The sequence below is a fragment of the Labedaea rhizosphaerae genome (assembly GCF_004362825.1).
In the GTDB taxonomy this organism is placed as follows: domain Bacteria; phylum Actinomycetota; class Actinomycetes; order Mycobacteriales; family Pseudonocardiaceae; genus Labedaea; species Labedaea rhizosphaerae.
Genome location: NZ_SNXZ01000001.1, coordinates 647,958 through 671,856, shown reverse-complemented (window position 1 = coordinate 671,856; position 23,899 = coordinate 647,958). Strand labels below are relative to the sequence as shown.

The window sequence follows — 23,899 nt, the reverse complement described above, 5'->3', positions numbered from 1 at the left end:
TTGATGGACATCCCGTTTGCGAGCCATCGCGTGTGATCGCCCCTAGTTTGGTTCCACGCCGTCGCATGGGGGAGTGCCGGACGGCGGTGGCAGGGGGGTTCGGGGTATGGGTGGTAGAGCGGCGGCGGCCGGCGGCGTGCGATTTCGCCTGCTCGGACCGATCGCCGCGCTGGTCGGTGAGGATCCCCTCCCGCTGGGTGGGCCGGGCACGCGTGCCGTCCTCGCGTTGCTGCTGCTGAACGCCAACCAGGTCGTCCCGTTGGACCGGATGGTGGACGTCCTGTGGGCCCACGAACCGCCCGCGACGGCGCGCACCATCGTGCAGGGCTACATCTCGCGGCTGCGCAAGCTGCTGGCCGAGACCGACCCGTCGGGCTCGGTCGCGATCGAGACCCGCCCGCCCGGGTACCTGCTGGTGGTCGACGAGAGCCGGATCGACGTGACGTGGGCGCAGCGGCTGCTGGCTCGCTCGCGTGGTGAGCCCGCACGGCGGCGGGCCGAACTGCTGCGCGAGGCGCAGCGGATCTGGCGTGGTCCCGCGCTCGCCGACATCAAGGACCGGGTGCCCGCGCCGGAGCTCGCGGAGCTGCGCCTGGCCGTGCTCGAGGCCCGGGTGGACGCCGACCTGGAATTGGGTGCGCACGACGAACTCGTCGGCGAGCTCGCGGCGCTGGTCGACGAGCACCCGTTCCGCGAACACCTGGTGCGCCAGCTGATCCTGGCGTTGTACCGGTCGGGCCGGCGCGCGGCGGCGTTGGAGACCTACCAGCGGTTCGCGCGCCGGGCCGGGACCGAGCGGGGCATGGATCCCGGTCCGCAGCTGCGGATGCTGCACGAACGCGTGCTGCACGACGACACGTCCCTGCTCGACATCGAACAGCCGACGCCCCGCCCGCCGATGGTCGGGGTGCTGGTGCCCGCGCAGTTGCCCAACACCACGGCGGGTTTCGCCGGGCGGGCCGCCGAACTGGCATGGCTGGACGAGCACCTCTCCACTGTGGACATGGCGGCGACCCCGATCGCCGGGCTGATCGGCCCGGCGGGGGTGGGCAAGACCGCGCTCGCGGTGCGGTGGGCGCACCGGGTGGCGCGGCGGTTCCCGGACGGCCAGCTCTACGCGTCGTTGCGCGGGTTCGACGTGCACCGGGCCAAGGCCGACCCGGCCCAGCTGTTGCTGCGGTTCCTGCTGGCGCTCGGTGTCCCGGTCGGCGAGGTGCCCGTCGAGCTGGACGAACGCGCGGCGCTCTACCGGTCGCTGCTGGCCGACCGCCGGATGCTGGTCGTGCTCGACGACGCGCGCGACTCCGAGCAGGTGCGCCCGCTGTTGCCCGGCAGCGCGTCGGCGCTGGTGCTGGTGACCAGCAGGATCCGGCTGGACGCGCTGGTCGTCGGCAGCGGCGCGCGGATGCTGACCCTCGGCACGCTGCCGCGCGAGGACGCGCTCGAGGTGCTCGCGTCGACCGCGGGCCCGGGCAGTGACGACGAACGCGCCGATCGCATCCGGCTGGCCCAGTTGTGCGGTGGGTTGCCCTTGGCGTTGCGGATCGCGGGCGCCCGGCTCGCCGCCGATCCACAGTGGACGGCGGCGCGGCTGGCCGACGAGCTCTCCGGCCAGGGCCAGCTGGATGTGCTTGCGGCCGAAGACAACCAGGTCAGCGTGCGGGCCGCGCTCGATGCGACCTATCGGGCGTTGCCGGGCCGGCTCGCCGCCACGTTCCGGCTGTTGGGGCTGTTCCCCGGCCCCATGCTCGACGCCTACGCGGCGGCCGCGTTGTGCGGGGTGCCGGTCGAGGAGGCGGCCGAGCGGCTGCGGACGATGGCCGACTGGTCCCTGCTGGTGCCGGACGGAACCGACGGCGAGTACCACCTGCACGACCTGGTCCGGATGCACGCGGCCACCCTCGCGCGCGCGGACCTGTACGAGCACCAGCGATCCGAGGCGTTGCGCCGGCTGGAGACCTACTACCTCGCGGCGGCCGACCAGGCCCGGCGGTTCCTGCGCCCGCCCGCGGACGGCCTCGACTACGCCTCGGACTACCCGAAGGAGTCCTTGGCGCCGGTCACCGACTCCGAGTCCGCACTGGACTGGTTCGGTTCGCAGTGGGCCAACCTGATGTCCACTTTGGACGCTGCGGCCGCGGCCGAGCACCACGTCCAGGTGTGGCACCTCGCCCGGCTCGTGCACGATTTCCGTGCTGTGCGGTCGATCCGCGACGACTGGCTGGCGTTGCTCGACAAAGGACTCGCGGCGGCGCGAGCGGCGAACGACGGCGTCGGCGAGGTCTGGATGCTGTCGTGCCGGTGCTCGGCGCGCTACCGGCTGGGCCGGCTCGACGAGATGCTGCCGGACGCCGAACGCTCGGTCGCCATCGCCACCCGGTTGCGAGACCCGGCCCTGATGGCGATCGCGTTCCGTGACGTCGGCACCGCGCTGTACCACCAGGGCCAGCACGAACCCGCCGTCGCCCGGCTGGAGAAGGCCCTGGAACTGGCGCGGCGCGCCGAGTTCAAGCCCGTCGAGGCGGCGCTGCTGAACAATCTCGCGCAGGTCTACCGCGACCTCGCCCGCCTCGACGACGCCGTGGCCGCGACCGAGCGGGCGGTCGAGCTGTACCGGGAGATCGGCGAGCTCGGGTTCTCGGTGTTCGCCGTGGCCAACCTGGGCGAGCTGCACCTGGAACGCGGCGAGCTCGACGACAGCGAGCGCTACGCCCGCGCGGCCGTCGACCAGGCCGTCACCTCGGCGCTGACCCTCCAGGAAGGATTCGCCCGGCACGTGCTCGGCAAAGTCTTGCTGGCCAAGGGTGACAAGGCGGCTGCACGCAGTCAGCTGGTGGCCGCCGCACGCCGCTACGCCGACGTCTCCCAGCGGGCCGCGGCCGAGGTCCAAGCCGACCTCGACCGTCTGCAACCAGATGTTTAGCCGACATTTAGTGCTGACCGGAAAGAACCTGACACCCTGTCGGGCGGCGCGGGGCTGGCGGTGTCCCGCGCCACTCGGGCGGCACGAATGGGACAAGGTGGGGACGTGTCGCCTGCGGACCGGCCGGCGACCAGGGGAGAGCGCCGGCCGGTCCCGTTTCAGCAGGTGGTGACGTCCTTCAGGCTCTGCAGCTGAGGTTCCTTCGGTATCCGGTACGGGGTGAGCCGGGGGCGCTTCGGGGCCAGGCCGTCGCCCAGCGACTGGCCACGCAGCTGGCGGCCGATCCACGGGATCAGGTGGGCCCGGGCCCAGCTCACGTCCATGCGGCGCATGTCCAGCCAACGCAACGGCGGTTGCTCGGGGAGGGGCTCACGCCAGTCCTCGGTCACCGGCAGGCCGAGCACCTCGGCCGTGCGCAGGGCGATGCGCCGGTGCCCGTCGGGGGCGAAGTGCAGCCGGTCATCCGACCAGGCGCGCCGGTCGCGCAGCGTCGACATCGACCAGAGGTCCACGACCTTGGCGCCGTGGCGATCGGCGCTCGCGTGGATGTGCGCGTTGTAGATGGCCGCCTTCGTGCGCACCATGCGCACCACCGGCTGGAACTTCACGTCCGGCGCGGTGAACACCAGCACCTGGGCGCCGGTCGCGCGCAAGGCGGCCACCGCGGCGTCGAACATCGCGGCGATCTCGTCGATGTCGACGCCCGGCACGATGATGTCGTTGCCGCCCGCGCAGAGCGTGATCAGATCCGGTCGTTCCGCGACCGCGATCGGCACCTGGTCGTCGAGGATCTCCTTCATCATCTTTCCGCGCAGCGCGAGGTTCGCGTAGGAGAACGACGGGTTCACGGCGGCGAGCTGTGTCGCGAGGCGATCGGCCCAGCCGATGCACACGCCGTCCGGCCCTTCGTCCCCCACGCCCTCGGTGAAGCTGTCCCCGATCGCTATCCAGCTTTCGATCACGGTGTCCCTCCCTCTACCGGTAGTTGGCTGCACCAACCAATACCGAGAATGCCCCTTATCTTTGTACCTACGCCACCGTTGGTTCGCGTGATTTTTGTCGATGCCTCACAGTGCGCCGGTCAGGGGCACGAACAAGGACGAACGGCCTAGCTCGACGGTCACCTCGGGGGTGCCGTCGACCGGCTCGAGCAGACCGTGGTCGGTCCCGGCGACGATGAGCTCGAGGCGGTGTCCGGCAGGCACGACGTGATCGGTGGTCGCCAGGGTGAACTTGATCGAGTAGTCGGTGCCGGGGCGCAGGTCGTGGCGTTCGGTGCGGGTGGCGTAGTGGCCGAGGTCGGCCCAGCCCCGACTGAAGACGTACGTGGTCGTGGTCAGCGGGTCGGCGGTCGTGTCCAGGTAGCACGCGCTGTCGTCGGGCGTGCTCGCGCCGAAGCAGGACCTGGTGGCGAGGTCCTTGACCCCCTCGCCCTTGGCCGTGAAGTCGCGGGTCCTGGTCTTGCCGAGGTCGACCAGGATCGCGGTCAGGCGTGCTCGGGGTCGTGACGACCTGGCGGTGACGGTGATCGACGGCGTGCCCGAGATGCGGACGTCCGCGGCGAGCGGTCCGGTCGTGAAGGTGACGTGGTCCTTCGCCGGGCCTTTCGTCCAGTCGGTCTCGTCGTGGCCGGGGTCGTCGGTGAAGGCATCGCCCTGCGGTTGGAGGACCTTGTTGTTCAGGGCGACCGTGGTCGGGGTGGTGCGTGCGGGCCAGACCGGCTCGGTAGTCCACTGGCCGGGGGCGCGTTCGATGTCGGCCTGCGGGGCGCGGTCGATGCCGTTGTCGACACCGAGCAGGTAGTGGTCGAACCACGCGTGCAGGGTCTCGACCCAGACCGCGCGGCGGTAGTCGAACGGGTCGACGTGGCCGGTCTGAGCGAGCCAGATCTTCTTTTCGACGGTCGGTGGCAGAGCGGCCCACCACTGGCCGAAGTGGATCGTGCGGACGTTGAGGTCGTTCAGGCCGTGGGCGATGAAGACGCTGGCCTTGGCCTTCGCCGCGCCGGCCACGTAGTCGCGTTGAGCCCACATGGCGTTGTAGTTGCCATCGGGGCGGGCGCCTCGGCCGATGGCGTCGTCGACCTGCTTGCACCGGGTCCGCCGGGCGGCCTCGTCGATGTTGGTCAGCGTGGCTGGGCCATCGAGGAAGGGGGCGCCAGACGCGCGGTAGTAGTCGTACCAGGAGCTGATGGCCGAGATCGGGACGATGGTCTCGAGGCCGTCGACGCCGGTGGCCGCGACGCCGTTGGCGATGGTGCCGTCCCAGGACTTGCCGATCATGCCGACCTTGCCGGTGGCCCAGCTCGCTTGGGCTCGGGTGTTTCCCGCGACGTTCGTGTAGGCGGTGGCGCGGCCGTTCAGCCAGTCGATGACGGCCTTGGCGGAGGCGATGTCCGAGGGGCCACCGACATCGGTGCAGCCCGTGGACCGGTTGGTGCCCGCGAGGTCGACCTGGACGACCGCGTAGCCGCGCGGGACGAAGTAGTTGTCGTAGAAGAGCGGGAAGTCGGTGGGCTTGCCGTCGGAGTACTGCTTCTTCTGGGACTCGTTGCCGCGCCCGCAGCAGCGGTAGTAGGGGCTGGCGTCCATGATCACGGGAACCTTGACGCCTCTTTCGGCGGCCTCCTCGGGGCGGATGATGTCGGCCGCGACCCGGTCGTTCTTGCCGTCGCGGTCCTCATCGAGGCCGATGTCGACCCAGACCGTCTCGCGGACGGCGTGCTTGTAGTCGTAGACCGGCTCACTGGCCTTCGGCTGGGCTTTGCCCGCGTCGCCGACCTGCGCGAATCCGCTCACCAGCGTGGCTCCCAGCAGCAGCACCAACCCAAGGTCGACAACCCACAACCAACCCCGCCGCCGCATGACCCCTGACGCTACCTCCCACCCACCTCCGCCCTCCGCCTCCAGCGCCCCCAATCCCCACTCCCACCTCCCGCTCACCCCTCCCACGAACGTCCCCCGCCCGCCCGGGATTAAGCCCGCTAATTCCCAAACCCGCAGCTCAGCCCGCCCTCGAGTGAACAAGCCCGCTGAACGCCCCTCATGTTCGCGTCCCGCTGGGATCAAGCCCGCTGGATCCCGAACCCGCTGGTCAGGCTGCCCTCCGGTGAATAAGCCCGCTGAACACCTCTCGCGTTCGCGCCCGGCCGGGATTAAGCCCGCTGGATCCCGAACCCGCTGGTCAGGCCGCCCTCGGTGAACAAGCCCGCTGAACACTTCTCGTGTTCGCGTCCGGCTGGGATTAAGCCCGCTGGATCCCGCTGGTCAGGCTGCCCGCGGGTGAACGAGCCCGCTGGGCGATGCTGCAGGTCGGGCCGTCCTCGGGTGAACAAGCCCGCTGAACACCTCTCGCGTTTGCGTCCGGCGTGATTAAGCCCGCTGAATCTCGAACCGGCAGGTCAGAGCACCCTCGGGTGAACGAGCCCGCTGGGCGATGCTCATGTTCGCGCTGGGCTGGGATTAAGCCCGCTGGATCCCGAACCTGCAGGTCGGGCCGTCCTCGGGTGAACAAGCCCGCTGAACGACGCTCACGTTCGCGCTCGGCCGGGATTAAGCCCGCTGAATCCCAAACCGCAGGTCAGCCCCTTCCGGTGAATAAGCCCGCTGAACACCTCTCGCGTTCGCGTCCGCCTGGGATTAAGCCCGCCGGATCCCGAACCTGCAGGTCAGCCGTCCTCGGGCGAACGAGCCCGCTGGGCGATGCTCATGTTCGCGCTGGGCTGGGATTAAGCCCGCTCGATCCCGATCCCACTGGTCAGGCCGCCCTCCGGTGAACAAGCCTGCTGAACAACGCTCACGTTCATGCCGGGCTGGGATTAAGCCCGCTGAATCTCGAAGCTGCAGGTCGGGGCGCTCTCGGGTGAACGAGCCTGCTGGGCGATGCTCGGGTTCGCGTGGGGGATTAAGCCCGCTGAATCCTGATGGTGCAGGTCAGGGTGACTTTCGGTGGAGAAGCCTGCGGGGCGGTGGTCGTGTTCGCGTTGGGGTGGGATTAAGGCCGCTGGATCACGTGAGGGTGCGGGTGGGGTGGGGCGCGGTGGGGCCGTGCAGGTCTACGGCCGCCAGCCACGCGGCGCCGAGGGCGCCGTCGGCGGCGTAGTGGACGGGGCGGCCGGACGATTCGAGTCGGGTGCGCAGCGCCGCGCCGACCGGGCTGGACGGGCCCGCGACGCTGCCGATCAGGACTACCGGGCCGGAGGTGTTGGCACGCAGGACCGAGGCGAAGAGGTGCTCGACCGCCGCCGCGATGATCGTGTCGGCCAGGAGGTCGCCGACGTTGGCGCTGACCAGCGGCGCGAAGCGGGCCAGTTCGATGGGGGCGACGGCGTTGCACGCGGCCACCAGCTTCGAGAACGCCGGGCGCCGCTGCTCCCACGTCTCGTCCACAGTCGCGCCGACGGCCTCGGCCAGGACGGCGGTGGCCAACGCGGAGAGCGGCGCCGATCCCTGCAGTTCGACCAGGGTGCCGCGGACCGCCTCACGCCCGAGCCAGAACGCCGAACCCTCGTCCCCGAGCAGCCAGCCGAACCCGCCGACCAGGCCCACCAGCCGGCGATCAGCGATGCGGGCGACCGCCGATCCGGTTCCGGCGATCACCACGGTGCCGTCCGGGTCGGTCGTCGCCGACGCGAACGCCACCTCGGGATCGGTCACCACGCGCACCGGGCAGCCCAGCCGCAGCCCCGCCCACGCCGCGTCGAAGATCGCCGCCACCCGTGGGTCCGCGAGCTTGCCCGCACCCGCCATGCCCACCACGCACGCCGCCGCTTGGCCCGGATCCAGGGTTCCGATCGCGGTTTCGATGGCGTCGGCGATCCGGGCGGCCGCGTCCTTGGGTGGGTGCGAGTTCGGGTTGGCGCCGCCGGCCGTGCCGCGACCCAGCACCTCGCCGGACATGTCGACGGTCGCGGCCCGCGTCGACGTGCCGCCCGCGTCCACCCCGATCACGTACTTCATACCCGCACCGTGCCGTTCGTCAGAGGTTCACCGCAGGAAGAGCAGATGACGACGCCGTGCGCCGTGCGTCCGCAGTCGGCGTGCCGCACGGTCGTGCCCGGGTCGCCGTCCATCAGCCACTGCTCGCCCCACCGCATCAACGCGGCCAGCGCGGGCAGGAAGTCGCGGCCGGATTCGGTCAACACATATTCGTACCGCGGCGGCCGCGACTGGTACCGCTGGCGGGACAGCAGGCCGGCGCCGGTCAGCCGGTCCAGCCGCTCGGTCAGCGTGGTGCGCGCGATGCCAAGCGACGCGGCGAACTCGTCGAACCGGGTCAGGCCGCGGAAGCACTCCCGCAGCACCAACATGGTCCACTGGTCGCCGAGCAGGTCCATGGTCCGGGCGACCGGGCACGGCCAGTCGGCGAACGACGTGCGACGCATGGCGGGCAGCGTAAGCGACTAGTGGCTGCGGGTGGTCGCGCTTCGCGCGTTCCCGGTGGTCATCGGGTCTTCGTGACCTTGCGCAGGCCGCGCGGGTTGTCCGGGTCGCCGCCGCGGGCGAGCGCGAGACCGAGCGCGAGGCGTTGCAGGGGAAGGATTTCCAGGATCGGCGCGACCTCTTCGGAGCTGTCGGGCAGCATCAGGCGCGAGCTCGCGTCCATCTCGCCGGCCGCCGAACCGACCGCCAGCACGTCGGCGCCACGCTCGCGCACGGCCTTGACCACGTCGACCATGGCGGCGCCGCCGTTGCCCTTGCTGGTCACGGCGAGCACCGCGGTCTCCTCGTCCACCGCGGCGACGGGACCGTGCAGCAGGTCGGCGCCGCTGTACGCGCGGGCCGCGAGGTAGCTGGTCTCGGCGAGCTTCAACGCCGCCTCCGACGCCGATGCCGACGAGTAGCCCCGGCCGGTGGTGAGCACGCGCTCCACGAACCGCAACCGCCGCACGGACTCGGCGACCTGCTCCTCGGTGTCGTCCAACGCGGACGCGGCCAGCGCGCCGATGTCCCGCACGGCCTCGGCCTTGCCGCCGCGGACCGCGTCGATCAGCAGGTACAGCGACAGCAGGGTGGCGGTGTACGTCTTGGTCGCGGCGACCGCCACCTCGGGCCCGGCGCCGATGTCTACGGCGAGTTCGGCGACGGCGTTGAGCGGCGAGTCGGGTGTGTTCGTCACCGCCACCGTCAGTGCGCCCTGGCCGCGGGCCACTTCGGTGACCTCCACCAGATCGGGTGAACCGCCGCTCTGGCTGACCGAGATCACCAGGACGTCGCTCAGGTCGGGTCGCGCGCCGTACAACGTCGTGGCCGAAGGGGACACGAGGCCGGCGGGCAGCTGCAGCAGGACCTCGATCAGGTACTTGGCGTAGGTCGCCGCGTGGTCGCTGGAGCCGCGCGCGGCGAGCAGGGCGAACCGCGGCCTGCGAGCTGAAACGACCCGCGCCACCTCGGCGATCTCCGAATGGCGCAGCGCGGATGCGGCCAGCACCTCGGGTTGCGCGGCGATCTCGGCGCTCATGGACTGGCCAGCGGCGCCTGGGAGGTGCTCGGTCATCGCCCAGCCTTTCGGTTGATTCAGGTCTAGACCAATAGTAACCGGTGCGGGCGTTGATCACCCCGGTCGCGGATGGTCACCACCCGGGTCCGCGACGGTGACCTGATCGCGGAACCGACCGTGTACAGGGCATCCTGTGTCGGGGAGACGTTCGAGGAGGATCTGATGCTGGACACATCGCCCGCGGGGGCGGCCGAGACCGTCGGGGCTCGGCTGCAACGCGAGCCGAAGTACTGGGGGCTCAAGCGACACCTGCTCGAGTTGCTCAGCTCGCTGCCGCCCGGGTCGCCGATCCCGACCGAACGCTCGCTCGCCGCCGAGTTCGACGTCTCGCGCACCACCGTGCGCCAGGCGCTGGCCGAACTCACCGTCGAGGGCCGGCTGCTGCGCGTGCAGGGCAAGGGCACCTTCGCCGCCGAACCCAAGGTGGCGCAGCGGTTGCAGCTCTCCTCCTACACCGAGGACATGCGGGCGCAGGGGCGCGAGCCGTCGACCAAGCTGCTCGAGGTCTCCGAGGTACCGGCCGAAGTGGAGCTCGCCCGCCTGCTCGGGGTGCGGGCCGGAGCGAAGATCCTGCGGTTGCACCGGTTGCGCCTGGCCGACGGCGAGCCGATGGCCATCGAGACCACGCACCTGCCGCTCGGGCGCTTCCGCGGGCTGCGCAAGCACGTCAGCGGTGGCGGTTCGCTGTACGAGGTGCTGCGCGAACGCTTCGGCGTCGAGATGGGCCACGCCGAGGAGACCATCGAGACCGCGCTGGCCGGGCCGGAGGAGGCCGACCTGCTGCGCGCGGACGTCGGCATGCCGATGCTGCTGCTCTCGCGGCACTCCTTCGACCGCGAGGACAAGCCGGTCGAGTGGGTCCGCTCGGTCTACCGCGGTGATCGCTACAAGTTCGTCGCCACCCTGAACCGGCCGTGACCGCCCCGGTCGACGACGCGCCGGTCCGGTGGGGGACGCCGGTCGCGCGCGGCGTGCTCGCCACGACGATCCTCGGTTCCGGCATGGCCATGATCGACGGCACGATCGTCAACGTGGCGCTGCCGAAGATCGGCGCCGAACTGCACGTGCCGATGGCCGGTCTGCAGTGGATCATCAACGGCTACATGCTCTCGCTCGCGGCCCTGATCCTCGTGGCCGGTTCGCTCGGCGACCGCTACGGCCGGCGCAAGATGTTCGTGCTCGGCGTGCTGTGGTTCGGCGCCGCGTCGGTGCTGTGCGGGGCCGCGCCGAACGCGTTGACGCTGATCATCGCGCGCGTGCTGCAGGGCGTCGGCGGCGCGCTGCTCACCCCTGGCTCGCTGGCGATCCTGCAGTCGTCGTTCGCGCGGGAGGAACGCGCGCGGGCGATCGGCGCGTGGTCGGGGCTCGGTGGCGTCGCGTCGGCGATCGGGCCGCTGCTGGGTGGCCTGCTCGTGCAGGCGTGGTCGTGGCGCCTGGCCTTCCTGGTGAACGTGCCGATCGCGATCATCGTCGTGGTCCTCGCCCGCAAGTTCGTGCCGGAGTCGTGCGACCGGCAACTGCAACCCGGCCATCCCGACGTGTTCGGCTCCGCGCTCGGTGCGCTCGGGCTCGCCGGGGTGACGGCGGCCCTGGTCGAGGGGCCGGTGCGCGGCTTCGACCCGCTGGTGGTCGGCTGCGCCGTGCTCGGTGTGCTCGCGTTGTGGCTTTTCGTTGCGCTGCAACGCCATTCACACGACCCGCTGGTGCCGCCGTTGCTCTTCCGCGACCGGACCTTCGTGCTCTCCAACGCGCTCACGCTGGTGGTGTACGCCGCGCTCGGCGGCGTGATGATGCTCTTCGTCCTGCAGTTGCAGGTGTCGTTGAAGTTCGGGCCGACGGCCGCGGGCGTGGCGAGCCTGCCGATCACGGTGATCATGCTGCTGCTCTCGGCGCGGTCCGGGAAGCTCGCCCAGCGGTACGGGCCCAAGTGGTTCCTGGTGGTCGGGCCGCTGGTCGTCGCGTGCGGCATGGTGCTGATGCTGCGGGTCGCGCCCGGCGCGACCTACGTGGGTGCGGTGCTGCCCGCGATCGTGGTGTTCGGGCTCGGCCTCGCGATCGTGGTCGCGCCGGTGACCGCGACCGTGCTCGCGGCCGCGCCGGACCGGTACGCGGGCGTCGCGTCCGGGGTGAACAACGCGGTCGCCCGGGCGGGCAGCCTGCTCGCGGTCGCGGTGTTGCCCGCGGTCGCCGGACTGAGCGGCTCGGCCTACGCGGACCCGGTGGCGTTGACCGCGGGCTGGCGGATGGCGTGCTGGGTGTGCGCCGGGCTCACGGCCGTCGGCGGGGTGATCGCGCTCGGCGTGCGCAACGACGTGCTCGCGGCGGCGAAATCCGCTCCCGCGGACGTCGCTGCTCCGGCGGATTCCACGCTGGCCGAGTCCACGCCGGCTGGGTCCTCGCACCCCAAGCCGGGGGACTGCTTCACCTGTGGCGTCGAGGCGCCGCCGACCCACATCCGGCCGGACCGGGAACGCGCCGCCTGACGCGTTCCCGGCCTGGGGTCTCCCGATCAGCTGCCCAGCAGGGCTGCGAGCAGCGTCGTCACGAGAACGATGATGTGGCTCTGCATGGCCATCTCCTTTGCCGCGATGCGAATCGTGAATTCAGACCCGCACGCCGAGCAGGATTCCGATGGCCATTCCGAAGATGAACAGCCAGAACACCAGGCGCAGCACGATGTCGGTTTCCTTTCGGCGTTTTCTGGTCTGAAAACAGCTTCTTCGGAAACCGCTGATGCGACGACGTACCGTGGCGCTCGCGCTATGTGCCATTTGGCGCAGAAGCGGTGAACGCGCGCAGCACGTCGGGCTGGTGCACGGTGATCAGCCGGCGGCCGGTGGTCACCACCCGCCGTTCGCGCAGCGTGCCGAGCGCCCGGGCGACCGCGCGCCGGGACGCGCCGATCTGGTCGGCGATGTCCTGCTGGGTCAACGGCATCCGCACGACGATCACGCGTCCCTCAGCCTCGCCGTGCTGTTCGGCCAGGCGCAGCACATGCGCGGCGACCCGGTGCGCGACGTCGAGCGTCGCGGAGTCGACCCGGGCCCGTTCGGCGTCGCGCAGCCGCGTGGACAGCTGCTTCAGCAACGCCACGGCGACCGCGGGCTGGCGGTGCAGCACCTCGAGGAACACCGGCGCGCGGAACTGCGCCACCACAACGGGTTCCAGTGCCCGCACGGTCGCGGTGCGCGGCCAGCCGTGCAACGCGGCGAGCTCGCCCAGCACGTCACCCGGTCCGCGCAACGCGAGCAGGACCGCCTGGCCGTCCGTCGTCGTCGCCGACACCCGGACCCAGCCGGACCTGAGCACCAGCACGTGGTCGGTCGGATCCCCTTGGTGCAGCAGGGTTTCGCCGCTGTCGAAACGCCGGCGCACGCCCGCCGCCAGCAACGACGCACGCGCGTCCGGGTGCAGGTGGCTGAGCAGCGTGCCGGGCACGATGTCAGATCCGTTGGGGTCAGATCCGTTGGGGCCAGATCCGGTGGGCTCAGATCCGTTGGGCTCAGGTCGGGCGGGCATGCGGGCCTCCGCGGCCGGGGGAATCCTTTCGATGATCACCCATCACGCCGGCGCGAACGCAGCATTCGCGGAACTGTGTCCGCAAAATGTCACCTAAGGGTCACGAAAGGTACTGGCGGAATGCCTCGGGGTCCACGGAGCCGCCGGATACCACCGCCACGGTGCGGCCGCGGGGCAGGTTTTCCGCACGGTTGAGGTACGCCGCGATCGTCACCGCGCCGCTGGGCTCGGTGACCAGGCGGGCCTCGTGCGCGATCGTGCGGATGGCGGAGCGGATCTCGTCCTCGGTCACCGTCACCACGTCGTCCACGTACGCGGCGATGTGCGCGTAGGTCAGCTCCGAGGGCTCCATGCGCAGGCCGTCGGCGATGGTGCGGGCCCGGTCGGCCAGGGGCAGGTGGACCTGCGCGCCCTGGTGCAAGCCTGCCGCCACGTCCGCCGCCAGTTCCGGTTCGACGCCGATGACCTGCGCCGACGGGACCAGCGCCTTGATCGCCGTGGCCACGCCGGAGATCAGGCCGCCGCCGCTGACGGGCACCAGCACCACCTCGACATCGGGCAGGTCGGCGGCGATCTCCAGCCCGACCGTGCCCTGCCCGGCGATGACGTCCGGGTGGTCGAACGGCGGGATGAACGCGCCACCGCGCTCCTTCACCAGCTCGGCCGCGCGTTCCTCGCGTTCGGCGATCGGTACCAAGATCACCTCGGCGCCCAGTGCACGCGTTCGCTCGATCTTCACCGCGGGCGCCGAGTCGGGCATGACGATCGTGGCGGGGACACCGGCCGCGCGGGCCGCGTAGGCGAGGGCCTGGGCGTGGTTGCCGCTCGAGTGGGCGATCACGGGCTGGCCGGCGAGGCGGGCCACCGCGTTGTGCGCGCCCCTGATCTTGAACGCACCGGTCGGCTGCAGGTTCTCCGGCTTGATCCACAGTGGACGTTCCGGGTCGCCCCACAGGCACCTCAGCAAGGGGGTGCGCACCGCGACGCCCTTGATCCGCTCCGCTGCCGCCCGCACGTCCTCGATCGTCACAAGGTCCATGAGGTCATCTTGCCACCGCACGCCAATGTCCACTGTGGACAAAGTGGGTCTGCTCACGATGGGTGCACCGGGGGAGCATCTCAGGCGTCTCCCACGTTGGAACCCATGAGACGTCTTCGACCAGAACAGGATTCATGAGCAAGGAGAAGGACAAGGGCCTCGGTGTTCGGCCGGGCCAGGTGATTTCGGCGGCATTGGCCGCAGTCACGGCCGCGGTGCTCGGTTCGACGATGGGTCTTGCCGGGACGGTGATCGGTGCGGGCCTGGCGAGCGTGGTCACCACGGTCGCCGGTGCGCTGTACCTGCGTTCACTCGAACGGACCAAGGCCGGCGTCCAGTTGGTCCGCGAACGAGTCCGGTCCGGTGTCACCGGCCGGGTGATCATCGAGCGCGAAGTGACCACCGAAGACCGGTCTGACCAGGCGAAACCCGACGGTGAGGAAGTACAGCCGACCGACCGCCCGCCGGCCGCGCGGGCGATCCGGTGGGGTGCGGTCGTCGCGGGCAGCCTGCTCGCGTTCGTGCTGGGCATGCTGGCGATCACCGGCTACGAGAGCCTGGTCGGCGGCTCGCTCTCCGGCGGCACCGGCACCACGGTCGGCGGCGTCATCCACCCGAAGCAGCAGCAACAGCAGCAGCGGCAGGACGACGACTCGCCGGCCCCGACGACGACGCCGGGCCCGTCGACGAAGACGGTGACCGTGCCCGCCGACCCCACCGGCCACCCCATGACCAGCGGGTCGAGCACGTCGACCACCACCGACGCGCCGCCGACCACCACGACGACGCCCGGTGGCACGACGACCACCCCACCCCCGACGACCACGACGCCGAACGGCGACGTTCCGTCGCAGTGAGCCGTTCGGACGATCTTCGGTCACAGGTTCACTGATTACCGTCTTACTCTGCGTGTAATTAACTGGGAAAATGTCCGGTTCCGGGTTCCCCGATCGGACCTATCGATAGCTGTCCCCGGTTCTTAGGTTCATGTGGGGTCCGTCACAAGACCAGGACCTCGTTTCTCCCTCGGGAAGCCGGCGCAACCGCCCGCTCCCGAGCCCTGCAACTCGTAGCGAGGGAGACATCGCATGAATCGCAGCAAAGTGGCGCGGTTGTTCGGCATCGCCGTCCTGGCGACCGGAACGGCCGTGGCGCTCGCTGTGCCGGCGACGGCAGCGCCGGCCAGCAGTGCCCCGTCCGTGGACCCCCAGGTCCTCAGCGCCATGCAGCGTGATCTGCACCTGACCGCCGACCAGGCGATGGCCAGGATCACGATGGAGCAGCACGCCTCCGCGACCGAGCAGACCCTGCGCACGCAGCTGGGTTCGGCGTTCGGCGGCGCCTACATCGAGGGCACCAGCCTGATCGTCGGCGTGACCGACGCCGCGCAGGCCGCCAAGGTCACCGCCGCGGGCGCGACTCCCAAGGTGGTCCACAACTCCGAGGCCCAGCTGAACGCGGCGAAGAGCGCGCTCGACGCCGCCAAGGCCCCGGCGAACGTGGCCGGCTGGTACGTCGACACCACCACCAACAGCGTGGTGGTCGAAACGACCTCGGCGCCCACCGCCGCCACCAACGCCTTCCTGGCCAAGGCGCAGGGCGTGACCGTGCGCACCGTGCACGGCACGAAGGCCCGCCCGCTGTACAACGTGCGCGGCGGCGACGCCTGGTACGGCAGCAACTTCCGCTGCTCGGTCGGCTTCAGCGCGCGCAGCAGCTCCGGCGCGAAGTACATGCTGACCGCCGGTCACTGCACCGCGGGCGGCGGCACGGCCTACGGCTACAACCAGGTGACCATGGGCTCGATGTCGGGCAGCGTGTTCGGCAGCACGGGTGACTTCGGCCGGGTCAGCGTCACCAGCTCGTCGTGGACGCTCACCGGTCTGGTGAACCACTACGGCGGCAGCGACGTCCACGTGACCGGCTCGTCCGAGGCCGCCACGGGTTCGTCGGTGTGCCGCTCCGGCTCCACCACCGGCTGGCACTGCGGGACCATCCAGGCCAAGAACCAGACCGTCACCTACTCCGGCGGTCCGACGGTGACCGGCCTGACCCGCACCAACGCCTGCGCCGAGCCCGGCGACTCCGGCGGCTCGTGGGTCACCGGCAGCCAGGCCCAGGGCTTCACGTCCGGTGGTTCGGGCAACTGCTCCTCCGGCGGCACGACGTTCTTCCAGCCGGTCAACGAGGCCCTGTCCTACTGGGGTCTGTCGCTGGTCACCGGCTGAAGCAACGGCTGAGGGAACCGGTTGAACCCTGCCTTCCGGTTCCTCCGCATCACCGGCCGCGCAGCACCGACTTCAGGTGCTGCGCGGCCGCTCGCGGGTCGTCGGCCTCGGTGATCGCCCGCACCACGACCACCCGGCTCGCACCCGCTTCGAGAACCTGCGGCAACCGACCGGCGTCGATGCCGCCGATGGCGAACCACGGGCGATCCGGGTTCGCCGCCGCGGTGTGCCGGACCAGGTCGAGGCCGGGCGCGGGGCGCCCGGGTTTGGTCGGGGTCGGCCAGCACGGGCCGGTGCAGAAGTAGTCGACGCCCGCTTCCACCGCCGCCGCGCCGGCCTGCGTCGCGTCGTGCGTGGAGCGGCCGATCACCACGTCGTCGCCGACGATCCGGCGGGCGATCGGCACGGGCAGGTCGTCCTGGCCGAGGTGCAGGACGTCGGCCTGTGCGGCGAACGCGAGGTCCGCGCGGTCGTTCACCGCGAGCAGCGCGCCGTGGCGTGCGCAGGCCTGGGCGAGCACGTCCAGCGCCGCGAGTTCGTCGCGCGCCTCCATGCCCTTCTGCCGCAACTGGAGCACGTCGACGCCGCCCGCGAGCGCCGCGTCGGCGAACTCGGCGAGTTCGTCGCGCATGCCCGTGCACAGGTAGAGCTGTGCGTCGGCGAGCTTGGCGCGGATCTCGGCGGCGGGGAGGCCTGGCATGGTGGCGACGGTAGTGGTTATGGTGCAAGTGGTCCGCACGGGAGCCTGGAGGAACCGGGCTGAGAGGGAACTTGCCAGTTCCGACCGTCGAACCTGATCCGGGTCATGCCGGCGCAGGGAGCGAGGAAATGGTTGGTGCGTCAGAACAAGTGGCCGTCGTCGGCGGCGGCGTCATCGGGCTGTCCGTCGCGTGGCGGCTGGCCGGGAGCGGGCGACGGGTGGTCCTCGTCGATCCGGCTCCCGCTTCGGGAGCGTCGTGGATCGCCGGCGGGATGCTCGCGCCGGTCACGGAGGCGTGGCCGGGCGAGGAGGCCGGGCTCGCGCTCGGGCTGGAATCGGTGAAGCGGTGGCCCGCGTTCGCCGACGAGCTGGGCAGTGGGTTGCTCAATGCTACTGGGACGCTGATAGTTGCCGTGGACGCGGCCGACAGCGGGCAGTTGGAGCTGCTCGCCGCGCATTTGGGTGAGCTCGGCCGGGACGTGGAAAGGTTGTCGGCGCGGGAGCTCCGCGCGGTCGAACCGGGCGTCGCGGCGACCGTCCGGAGTGGACTTTCGGTGCCGGGCGACCTCGCCGTGGACAACCGGCGGCTGCTCTCGGCCTTGCTGGAGGGGTGCCGCCGCCGGGGCGTGAGGTTCGTCCGCGAGCCGGTGGTGTCGGTCGGCCCGGGCTCGGTGGCGCTGGATGAGTCCACAGTGGAGTGTGGCGTCGCCGTGGTGGCGGCCGGGGCGTGGAGCGCCGGCCTGCACCCCGCGCTCGCCGGCCTGGTGCGGCCGGTGAAGGGCGAGATCCTGCGGTTGCGGGCGCGCCGAGGTTCGCTGCCGCCACCTCGGCGCACCGTGCGCGCGCTGGTCGAGTCGCGGCCGCTGTACCTGGTGCCGCGGCCCGGCGGCGAACTCGTGGTGGGCGCGACGCAGTACGAGGTCGGCTACGACTCGGACGTCACCGTCTCGGGCGTCGCGGACCTGCTCGCCGACGCGCGGCGCGTGTGGCCGTCGCTCGGCGACTACGCGCTGGTCGAATCCGCGGCGGGCCTGCGCGCGGGTAGCACCGACAACCGGCCGGTGATCGACTGGCTGGAGCCGGGCGTGCTCGCGGCCACCGGGCACCACCGCAACGGGCTGCTGCTCGCGCCGGTCACCGCGGACCGGGTGCTCGAACTGGTGGCGAGCCGGTGAGGGCCCGGGTCAACGGCACGGACCACGACTTCGCCGACGACGTGACCGTGCGGGAACTGCTCGACGACCTCGGCTACGACCGGCCGGGCGTGGCCGCGGCGATGAACGGCACGGTGGTGCCGCGGGTGCGGTGGGCGTCGACGACGGTGCCGGACGGCGCCGTGCTCGAGGTGCTCACCGCCGTGCAGGGAGGCTGAACATGGACGACCCACTGGTCATCGCCGGGCGGGAGTACTCGTCGCGGTTGATCACCGGCACCGGTGGCGCGACGAACCTCGAGGTGCTGGAACGCGCGCTGGTCGCATCCGGCACCGAGCTGACCACCGTCTCGATCCGCCGGGTCGACGCCGCCGGCGGCACAGGTGTCCTGGACGTGTTGCGCCGCAACGGGATCGACCCGTTGCCGAACACGGCAGCCTGCCGGACCGCGGCCGAGGCCGTGCTCACCGCGCACCTCGCGCGCGAGGCATTGCACACCGACTGGGTCAAGCTCGAGGTCGTCGCCGACGACCGGACCCTGCTGCCCGACCCGGTCGAACTGCTCGACGCCGCCCGCACCCTCGTCGACGACGGGTTCACCGTGCTGCCGTACACCAACGACGACCCGGTGCTCGCCCTGCGGCTGGAGGAGGTCGGCTGCGCGGCGGTGATGCCCCTCGGCTCGCCGATCGGCACCGGGCTCGGCATCCGCAACCCGCACAACATCGAGCTGATCGTGGCGCGTTCGCGGGTGCCGGTGGTGCTCGACGCGGGCATCGGCACGGCGTCGGACGCGGCGCTGGCGATGGAACTCGGCTGCGACGCCGTGTTGCTCGCGACCGCGGTGACGCGGGCCGGCGACCCGGTCCGGATGGCCACCGCGATGCGCCACGCGGTGCGCGCCGGACGGCTGGCCTCGGGGGCCGAACGGGTCCCGAAACGGTTCTGGGCGCAGGCGTCCAGTCCTCCTCGTTGAATAATGGGCGGATAACGAGCTCCGGGAGGCGCGACGTGACGGCTTCAACGACCGTGCAGGACATCCCCTCACGGCTCTACCTGGCGGTGGGCCGGCTGTCGCGCGCGCTGCGGCGTTCGGGCACGCCGGGACTGGGCCACGGCTCGATCTCGGCGCTGTCGACGCTGGTCTACATCGGCGAGATGCGCCTCGGCGACCTGGCCGCACGCGAAGGCGTGGCCGCGCCGACCATGTCGCGGATCGTGGCCGCCCTGCTCGAGGCCGGCTACGTCCGCCGCAAGCCCGACCCGGTCGACCGCCGCGCCTGGCTGGTGACGGCGACCGAGGAAGGCGAGCGGATGGTGTCCGGGCTGCGGTCGACGCGCGTGCAGGACCTGCGCAAGCGGATGGACCGGCTGACGGAGGACCGTCGTGCCCTGCTGATCGCCGCGTTGCCGGTGCTCGAGGAGCTGCTCGTCGAGGACTGAGTGCGCTCGGCTTCCCGCCGACTAATCGCCGCGGGGATGCCCTTCGCGATCGCAGTTGTCCACAGATTTGCCCTGAACCCCCTGGTCAAACCCCATTCCCGATAGACTGGACGCAGGGGTGCCCCCGGGAGGGTGGGGGTTTGGGTTTACCCAAGAGCGCGTGAAAGGTTGCGGCTCAAGGGTTCTTTCGCGGGTTGCCGGGCCCGTGTTCGTCGTGGTCGGGCGGGCTTTCAGTCGCGGACTGTGAGGACGAGCTTGCCGCTCACGTGGCCCGCCTCGCCCAGCCGGTGCGCCTCGGCGGCTTGCGCCAGCGGGAACGTCCGCTCCACGTGCACCCGCAACGCGCCCGACTCGATCAGCGCCACCAACCCGGCCAGCCCGGCGTGGTCCGGCTCGACCAGCAACCCGGTCGCCCGTGCGCCACGCGCTCGCGCGAGCTCCGCGGTCTCCTCCGTCAGGCCGCCGGTCAACGGGATCACGGTGCCGCCCTCGCGCACCGCGGGCGCGAGCGTCGCCGTGTGGGCGCCGCCGATCATGTCGAAGACGACGTCCACCGGGCCGGCCTGCGCCGCCACGTCCCCGGTCGTGTAGTCGATCGGCTCGTCGACACCCAGCGAGCGGAGGAAGTCGTGCTTGGCCGCGCGGGCCGTGCCGAGCACGTGCGCGCCGCGGGCCTTCGCGATCTGCACCGCCAGGTGCCCGACCCCGCCCGCCGCGCCGTTGACCAGCACGCGCTGACCGGGTTGCACGTCCGCCGTGTCCACCAGCGCCTGCCACGCCGTCAGCCCGGCCAACGGCAGGCCCGCCGCCTCGGCGAAGCCCAGCGACGCGGGCTTGCGGACGAAGTGCCGGGCCGGCGCGGTCACGTACTCGCCGTAAGCCCCCGCCTGGCGCGGGAACCACGGCATGCCGAGCACCTCGTCGCCCGGGGCCAGCCACGTCACACCGCCGGCCACCGCCTCGACGACCCCGGCCACGTCCCAGCCCACGACGAACGGCGGCTCGCCGAGGAACCCGCCTCCGCGGCGCACCTTCCAGTCGACCGGGTTCACGCCCGCCGCGTGCACGGCGACCAGCACCTCGGTCGGCGCAGGCTCCGGCTTGGGACGTGCGGCGACTCGCAGGACCTCCGGTCCGCCGAGTTCGGACACCTCGACCACGCGCATGTTCGTCACGAAACGAACATAGCCTCGTCGCCGACGCTGATCACGCCGGGCCGCACGACGTGCGCCTTCAGCCCCAGCAGCAGGTCGTGCGCCCGGCCGAGCGCCCGCAGCACCGGCACCTCGCCGCGCGGGTAGTCGACCATCACGCACCGCGTCATGCCCTCACCCAGGCGCAGCACGACCTCCGGCCCGACGGCGAGTTCCGCGCCGACCCAGTCGTCTTCGACGAACCCGACGCCGTCGGTCTCCAGCACGATGTTGGCGCGCACCCGGCGCGGGTCGACCGGTGCGCCGACGAGTTGCGCGACCTGACGCAGGGCGGACGTGGTGACCACGTGCACGCCGGACTCGTCGTGGTGCCGGATCTCCGTCTCCGGCCGCAGTTCCAGCGATCGTCCGAAGGCCGAGCTGAGGGCGGCCGAGGCCGCCGGGTCGTCGACGCGCAGCCACTCGCCGTCCGGTTCACGCAGCTCCGGTGTGCCATCCACGATGCGCGAGTGCCACGCCAGCAGGCCGTCGACCTTGCGGAACCGGCGGGTGGTCTTGCCGCTGGCGATCCCGCCGTCCTCAAGGTAGGCCGCCCAGCGACGGTCGTGCGCAAGGCCACGACCGTCCACAGTGGCCTTGCGCAGCGACTCGCCGCCGGTCGACTTGACCGGGTAGTGCGCCAGCGTCGCGACCTTCATTCGGCCGGCAGCCGCCACCTCGGCGAGACCGGGCCGACCCCCGCGCCCAGCGGGTAGCCGCTGCGCACCGACTCGATCACGAACTTCTTGCCGAACCCGACCGCCGTCGGTACGTCCGCGCCCTTGGCCAGCGCCGCCGCGATCGAGGACGCGAGGTTGTCGCCGCTGCCGTGGGTGTGCTTGGTCGGCAGCCGCGGCCCGACGAACTCGACGAAGTCGTGCCCGTCGTAGAGCAGGTCGAGGCACTCCGGGTCGCCGGTCATGTGCCCGCCCTTCACCAGCACCCACCGCGAGCCGTACTCGTGCAATGCCTTCGCGGCGTCGCGCTGCTGCTCGCGCACCCGGACGTCGATGCCGGTCAGCAGCCGCACCTCGTCGAGGTTGGGGGTGATCAGCGTGGCACGCGGGAAGAGCAGGGTGCGCAGGCCGTCCAACGCGTTGTCGTGCAACAACTGGTCGCCGTGCATCGAGGCGGACACCGGGTCGACGACGAACGGCGTGCCGGACTGTCCGATGTGGACCTGGTCGCAAGCGTCGGCGACCGCCTCGATGATCTCCGCCGACGCGAGCATGCCGGTCTTCGTCGCCTGCACGCCGATGTCCGTGGCGACGGCGACGATCTGCGCCGCGACCTTGTCGGCCGGGATCTCCACGACGCCGGTGACGCCGAGCGAGTTCTGCACGGTGATCGCCGTGACCGCGGTCATCCCGTGCACGCCGCACGCGAAGAGAGCCCGCAGGTCCGCCTGCAGCCCGGCGCCACCGCCGGAGTCCGAGCCCGCGATGGTCAGCACCCGTGGCGGTGTGGTCGCGTCTGCCGTCACTGTTCGACCACCGGCAGGTAGACCTTGCCGCCGGCCGCGTCGAACTCCGCCGACTTGGCCGCCATGCCTGCCTCAATGGCGTCCACTGTGGACATCCCGTGCTCGTCGGCGTACCGGCGCACGTCCTGGGTGATCTTCATGGAGCAGAACTTCGGACCGCACATGGAGCAGAAGTGTGCCGTCTTGGCCGGCTCGGCGGGAAGCGTTTCGTCGTGGAACGACCGGGCCGTGTCGGGGTCGAGGGACAGGTTGAACTGGTCGTCCCAGCGGAAGTCGAACCGCGCGGCCGACAGCGCGTCGTCCCAATCCTGCGCGCCGGGGTGACCTTTGGCCAGGTCAGCGGCGTGCGCGGCGATCTTGTAGGTGATCACGCCGGTCTTCACGTCGTCGCGGTTGGGTAGGCCCAGGTGCTCTTTCGGTGTGACGTAGCACAACATCGCGGTGCCGAGCCAGCCGATCTGGGCTGCGCCGATCGCGCTGGTGATGTGGTCGTAGCCGGGCGCGACGTCCGTCGCAAGTGGACCGAGGGTGTAGAACGGCGCCTCGCCGGACAGCTCCTCCTCCAGCCGCACGTTCTCCGCGATCTTGTGCATGGGCACGTGACCGGGGCCTTCGATCATGACCTGGACGTCGTGGTCGTGCGCGACGTGCGTCAGCTCGCAGATCGTGCGCAGCTCGGCGAACTGCGCCTCGTCGTTGGCGTCGGCGATCGAACCGGGACGCAGGCCGTCGCCGAGGGAGAACGTGATGTCGTACTCGCGCAGGATCTCGCAGAGCTCCTCGAAGTGCGTGTACAGGAAGCTCTCCTTGTGGTGCGCCAGGCACCACGCGGCCATGATCGACCCGCCGCGGGACACGATCCCGGTGACGCGCCGGGCGGTCAGCGGCACGTAGCGCAGCAGCACCCCCGCGTGCACGGTCATGTAGTCCACGCCCTGCTCGGCCTGCTCGACCACGGTGTCGCGGTAGACCTCCCACGACAGTTTCGCCGGGTCACCGCCGACCTTCTCCAGCGCCTGGTAGATCGGCACGGTGCCGATCGGGACCGGGGAGTTGCGCAGGATCCACTCGCGCGTCTCGTGGATGCGCTTGCCGGTCGAGAGGTCCATCACCGTGTCGGCGCCCCACCGGGTGGCCCAGACCATCTTCTCCACTTCGTCCTCAATGGACGAAGAGACGGCCGAGTTGCCGATGTTGGCGTTGATCTTCACCAGGAAGTTCTTGCCGATGATCGCCGGTTCGGACTCCGGGTGGTTGCGGTTGACCGGGATCACCGCACGGCCCCGGGCGACCTCGTCGCGGACGAACTCCGGGCTCAGGTCCTCCCGCGCGGCGCAGAAGCGCATCTCCTCGGTGATCACGCCGGCTTTGGCGAAACCCAGCTGGGTCAACGATCCCCGGCCGGCGATCCACGGCTCACGCAACTTCGGCAGTCCTTTGTGGACGTCGATGGTCGCGTCGGTGTCGGTGTACGGGCCGGAGGTGTCGTACAGGTCGACGTGCTCGCCGGTGCTGAGCTCGACCCGGCGCGCGGGCACGCGCAGGCCGTCGACCTCGCGGTAGGTCTTGTGCGATCCGGTGATCGGCCCGGTGGTGACGGACGGGCGGACAGAACGGTCTTGCAGTGCGGTCATCGCGAATGCTCCCTACGCCGGCATTACCCGGTCAGGTTCCGGCGGTCGGCGGCACCGGGTCCATCGATGGACACCAGCCGCCCTC

General features: G+C 71.1%; 22 protein-coding genes and 1 riboswitch. Of the genes, 10 read left to right on the top strand and 12 right to left on the bottom strand.

The features are described 5' to 3' along the window. The first annotated feature begins 106 nt into the window (after positions 1–106). A complete protein-coding gene (locus EV186_RS02905; protein WP_133847516.1) occupies positions 107–2,923 on the top strand; it encodes an AfsR/SARP family transcriptional regulator in 2,817 nt (938 codons plus the stop codon). Between the two features lie 158 nt (positions 2,924–3,081). Here EV186_RS02905 and EV186_RS02900 read toward each other — a convergent pair whose 3' ends face one another. From EV186_RS02900 to EV186_RS02880, 5 genes are all read right to left on the bottom strand, one after another. Next, positions 3,082–3,885, bottom strand: a complete 804-nt coding sequence (locus EV186_RS02900; RefSeq protein WP_133847515.1) for an SGNH/GDSL hydrolase family protein — start codon at positions 3,883–3,885, stop codon at positions 3,082–3,084. A gap of 105 nt (positions 3,886–3,990) precedes the next feature. Further along, positions 3,991–5,745, bottom strand: a complete 1,755-nt coding sequence (locus EV186_RS02895) for a Xaa-Pro dipeptidyl-peptidase (RefSeq protein WP_208115459.1) — start codon at positions 5,743–5,745, stop codon at positions 3,991–3,993. A gap of 1,185 nt (positions 5,746–6,930) precedes the next feature. Further along, positions 6,931–7,881 (bottom strand): N-acetylglucosamine kinase, encoded by a 951-nt coding sequence (locus EV186_RS02890; protein WP_133847513.1) that lies wholly within the window; start codon positions 7,879–7,881, stop codon positions 6,931–6,933. Next, positions 7,878–8,306, bottom strand: a complete 429-nt coding sequence (locus tag EV186_RS02885; protein ID WP_133847512.1) for a winged helix-turn-helix transcriptional regulator — start codon at positions 8,304–8,306, stop codon at positions 7,878–7,880. The genes EV186_RS02890 and EV186_RS02885 overlap by 4 nt, the downstream gene beginning before the upstream one ends. A gap of 59 nt (positions 8,307–8,365) precedes the next feature. Further along, the gene (locus EV186_RS02880) at positions 8,366–9,418 is read right to left on the bottom strand and encodes an SIS domain-containing protein (RefSeq protein ID WP_133847511.1); all 1,053 of its coding nucleotides are present in this window, start codon (positions 9,416–9,418) and stop codon (positions 8,366–8,368) included. Positions 9,419–9,583: 165 nt separating this feature from the next. On the opposite strand from EV186_RS02880, the gene EV186_RS02875 reads away from it, so the two are divergent. From EV186_RS02875 to EV186_RS02865, 3 genes are all read left to right on the top strand, one after another. Next, positions 9,584–10,339: a GntR family transcriptional regulator gene (locus EV186_RS02875; protein WP_133847510.1), complete on the top strand. Its 756-nt coding sequence runs from the start codon at positions 9,584–9,586 to the stop codon at positions 10,337–10,339. Next, positions 10,336–11,904 carry an MFS transporter gene (locus EV186_RS02870; protein ID WP_133847509.1) on the top strand — a complete coding sequence of 523 codons (1,569 nt, stop codon included), beginning with the start codon at positions 10,336–10,338 and terminating at the stop codon, positions 11,902–11,904. Before EV186_RS02875 ends, EV186_RS02870 begins: the two co-directional genes overlap by 4 nt. Before the next feature lie 84 nt (positions 11,905–11,988). Beyond that, on the top strand, positions 11,989–12,210 hold the full coding sequence (locus tag EV186_RS02865; protein WP_133847508.1) for a hypothetical protein: 222 nt from the start codon (positions 11,989–11,991) through the stop codon (positions 12,208–12,210). Here the strand turns inward: EV186_RS02865 and EV186_RS02860 are convergent. Continuing rightward, the gene (locus EV186_RS02860) at positions 12,182–12,859 is read right to left on the bottom strand and encodes a Crp/Fnr family transcriptional regulator (RefSeq protein ID WP_243753791.1); all 678 of its coding nucleotides are present in this window, start codon (positions 12,857–12,859) and stop codon (positions 12,182–12,184) included. The two genes, EV186_RS02865 and EV186_RS02860, sit on opposite strands and share 29 nt — an antisense overlap. Before the next feature lie 181 nt (positions 12,860–13,040). Continuing rightward, positions 13,041–13,979: a threonine ammonia-lyase gene (locus tag EV186_RS02855; protein ID WP_133847506.1), complete on the bottom strand. Its 939-nt coding sequence runs from the start codon at positions 13,977–13,979 to the stop codon at positions 13,041–13,043. Between the two features lie 134 nt (positions 13,980–14,113). Here EV186_RS02855 and EV186_RS02850 point away from each other — a divergent pair, with 134 nt between their 5' ends. Both EV186_RS02850 and EV186_RS02845 read left to right on the top strand, forming a co-directional pair. Then, positions 14,114–14,836, top strand: a complete 723-nt coding sequence (locus EV186_RS02850) for a hypothetical protein (protein ID WP_133847505.1) — start codon at positions 14,114–14,116, stop codon at positions 14,834–14,836. 231 nt (positions 14,837–15,067) lie between these two features. Next, entirely contained in the window at positions 15,068–16,207 is a 1,140-nt protein-coding gene (locus EV186_RS02845) for a S1 family peptidase (protein WP_133847504.1), read from the top strand. Positions 16,208–16,256: 49 nt separating this feature from the next. Here the strand turns inward: EV186_RS02845 and thiE are convergent, their stop codons facing one another. Further along, the gene (thiE, locus tag EV186_RS02840) at positions 16,257–16,907 is read right to left on the bottom strand and encodes a thiamine phosphate synthase (protein ID WP_133847503.1); all 651 of its coding nucleotides are present in this window, start codon (positions 16,905–16,907) and stop codon (positions 16,257–16,259) included. Between the two features lie 27 nt (positions 16,908–16,934). Then, a riboswitch (TPP riboswitch) is annotated at positions 16,935–17,044 on the top strand. On the opposite strand from thiE, the gene thiO reads away from it, so the two are divergent. The 4 genes from thiO to EV186_RS02820 all read left to right on the top strand — a co-directional run bounded on the left by thiO (position 17,036) and on the right by EV186_RS02820 (position 19,504). Then, a complete protein-coding gene (thiO, locus tag EV186_RS02835; RefSeq protein WP_133847502.1) occupies positions 17,036–18,082 on the top strand; it encodes a glycine oxidase ThiO in 1,047 nt (348 codons plus the stop codon). Its footprint overlaps the riboswitch before it by 9 nt. Continuing rightward, entirely contained in the window at positions 18,079–18,279 is a 201-nt protein-coding gene (thiS, locus tag EV186_RS02830) for a sulfur carrier protein ThiS (RefSeq protein ID WP_133847501.1), read from the top strand. Before thiO ends, thiS begins: the two co-directional genes overlap by 4 nt. A gap of 2 nt (positions 18,280–18,281) precedes the next feature. After that, positions 18,282–19,037, top strand: coding sequence for a thiazole synthase (gene thiG, locus EV186_RS02825; RefSeq protein WP_133847500.1), 756 nt, complete (start codon positions 18,282–18,284; stop codon positions 19,035–19,037). A 35-nt stretch (positions 19,038–19,072) separates the two neighbouring features. Beyond that, entirely contained in the window at positions 19,073–19,504 is a 432-nt protein-coding gene (locus EV186_RS02820; protein WP_133847499.1) for a MarR family winged helix-turn-helix transcriptional regulator, read from the top strand. Between the two features lie 230 nt (positions 19,505–19,734). On the opposite strand, the gene EV186_RS02815 is transcribed toward EV186_RS02820, so the two are convergent. From EV186_RS02815 to thiC, 4 genes are read right to left on the bottom strand one after another with little or no spacing between them, the layout of a single operon-like run. Beyond that, positions 19,735–20,670 (bottom strand): NADP-dependent oxidoreductase, encoded by a 936-nt coding sequence (locus EV186_RS02815; protein ID WP_133848721.1) that lies wholly within the window; start codon positions 20,668–20,670, stop codon positions 19,735–19,737. Between the two features lie 5 nt (positions 20,671–20,675). Then, on the bottom strand, positions 20,676–21,356 hold the full coding sequence (locus EV186_RS02810) for an MOSC domain-containing protein (protein ID WP_133847498.1): 681 nt from the start codon (positions 21,354–21,356) through the stop codon (positions 20,676–20,678). Continuing rightward, complete coding sequence (thiD, locus tag EV186_RS02805) at positions 21,353–22,180, bottom strand: bifunctional hydroxymethylpyrimidine kinase/phosphomethylpyrimidine kinase (RefSeq protein WP_133847497.1); 828 nt, start codon at positions 22,178–22,180, stop codon at positions 21,353–21,355. The genes EV186_RS02810 and thiD overlap by 4 nt, the downstream gene beginning before the upstream one ends. Next, entirely contained in the window at positions 22,177–23,814 is a 1,638-nt protein-coding gene (thiC, locus tag EV186_RS02800; RefSeq protein ID WP_133847496.1) for a phosphomethylpyrimidine synthase ThiC, read from the bottom strand. Before thiC ends, thiD begins: the two co-directional genes overlap by 4 nt. Positions 23,815–23,899 lie beyond the last annotated feature (85 nt).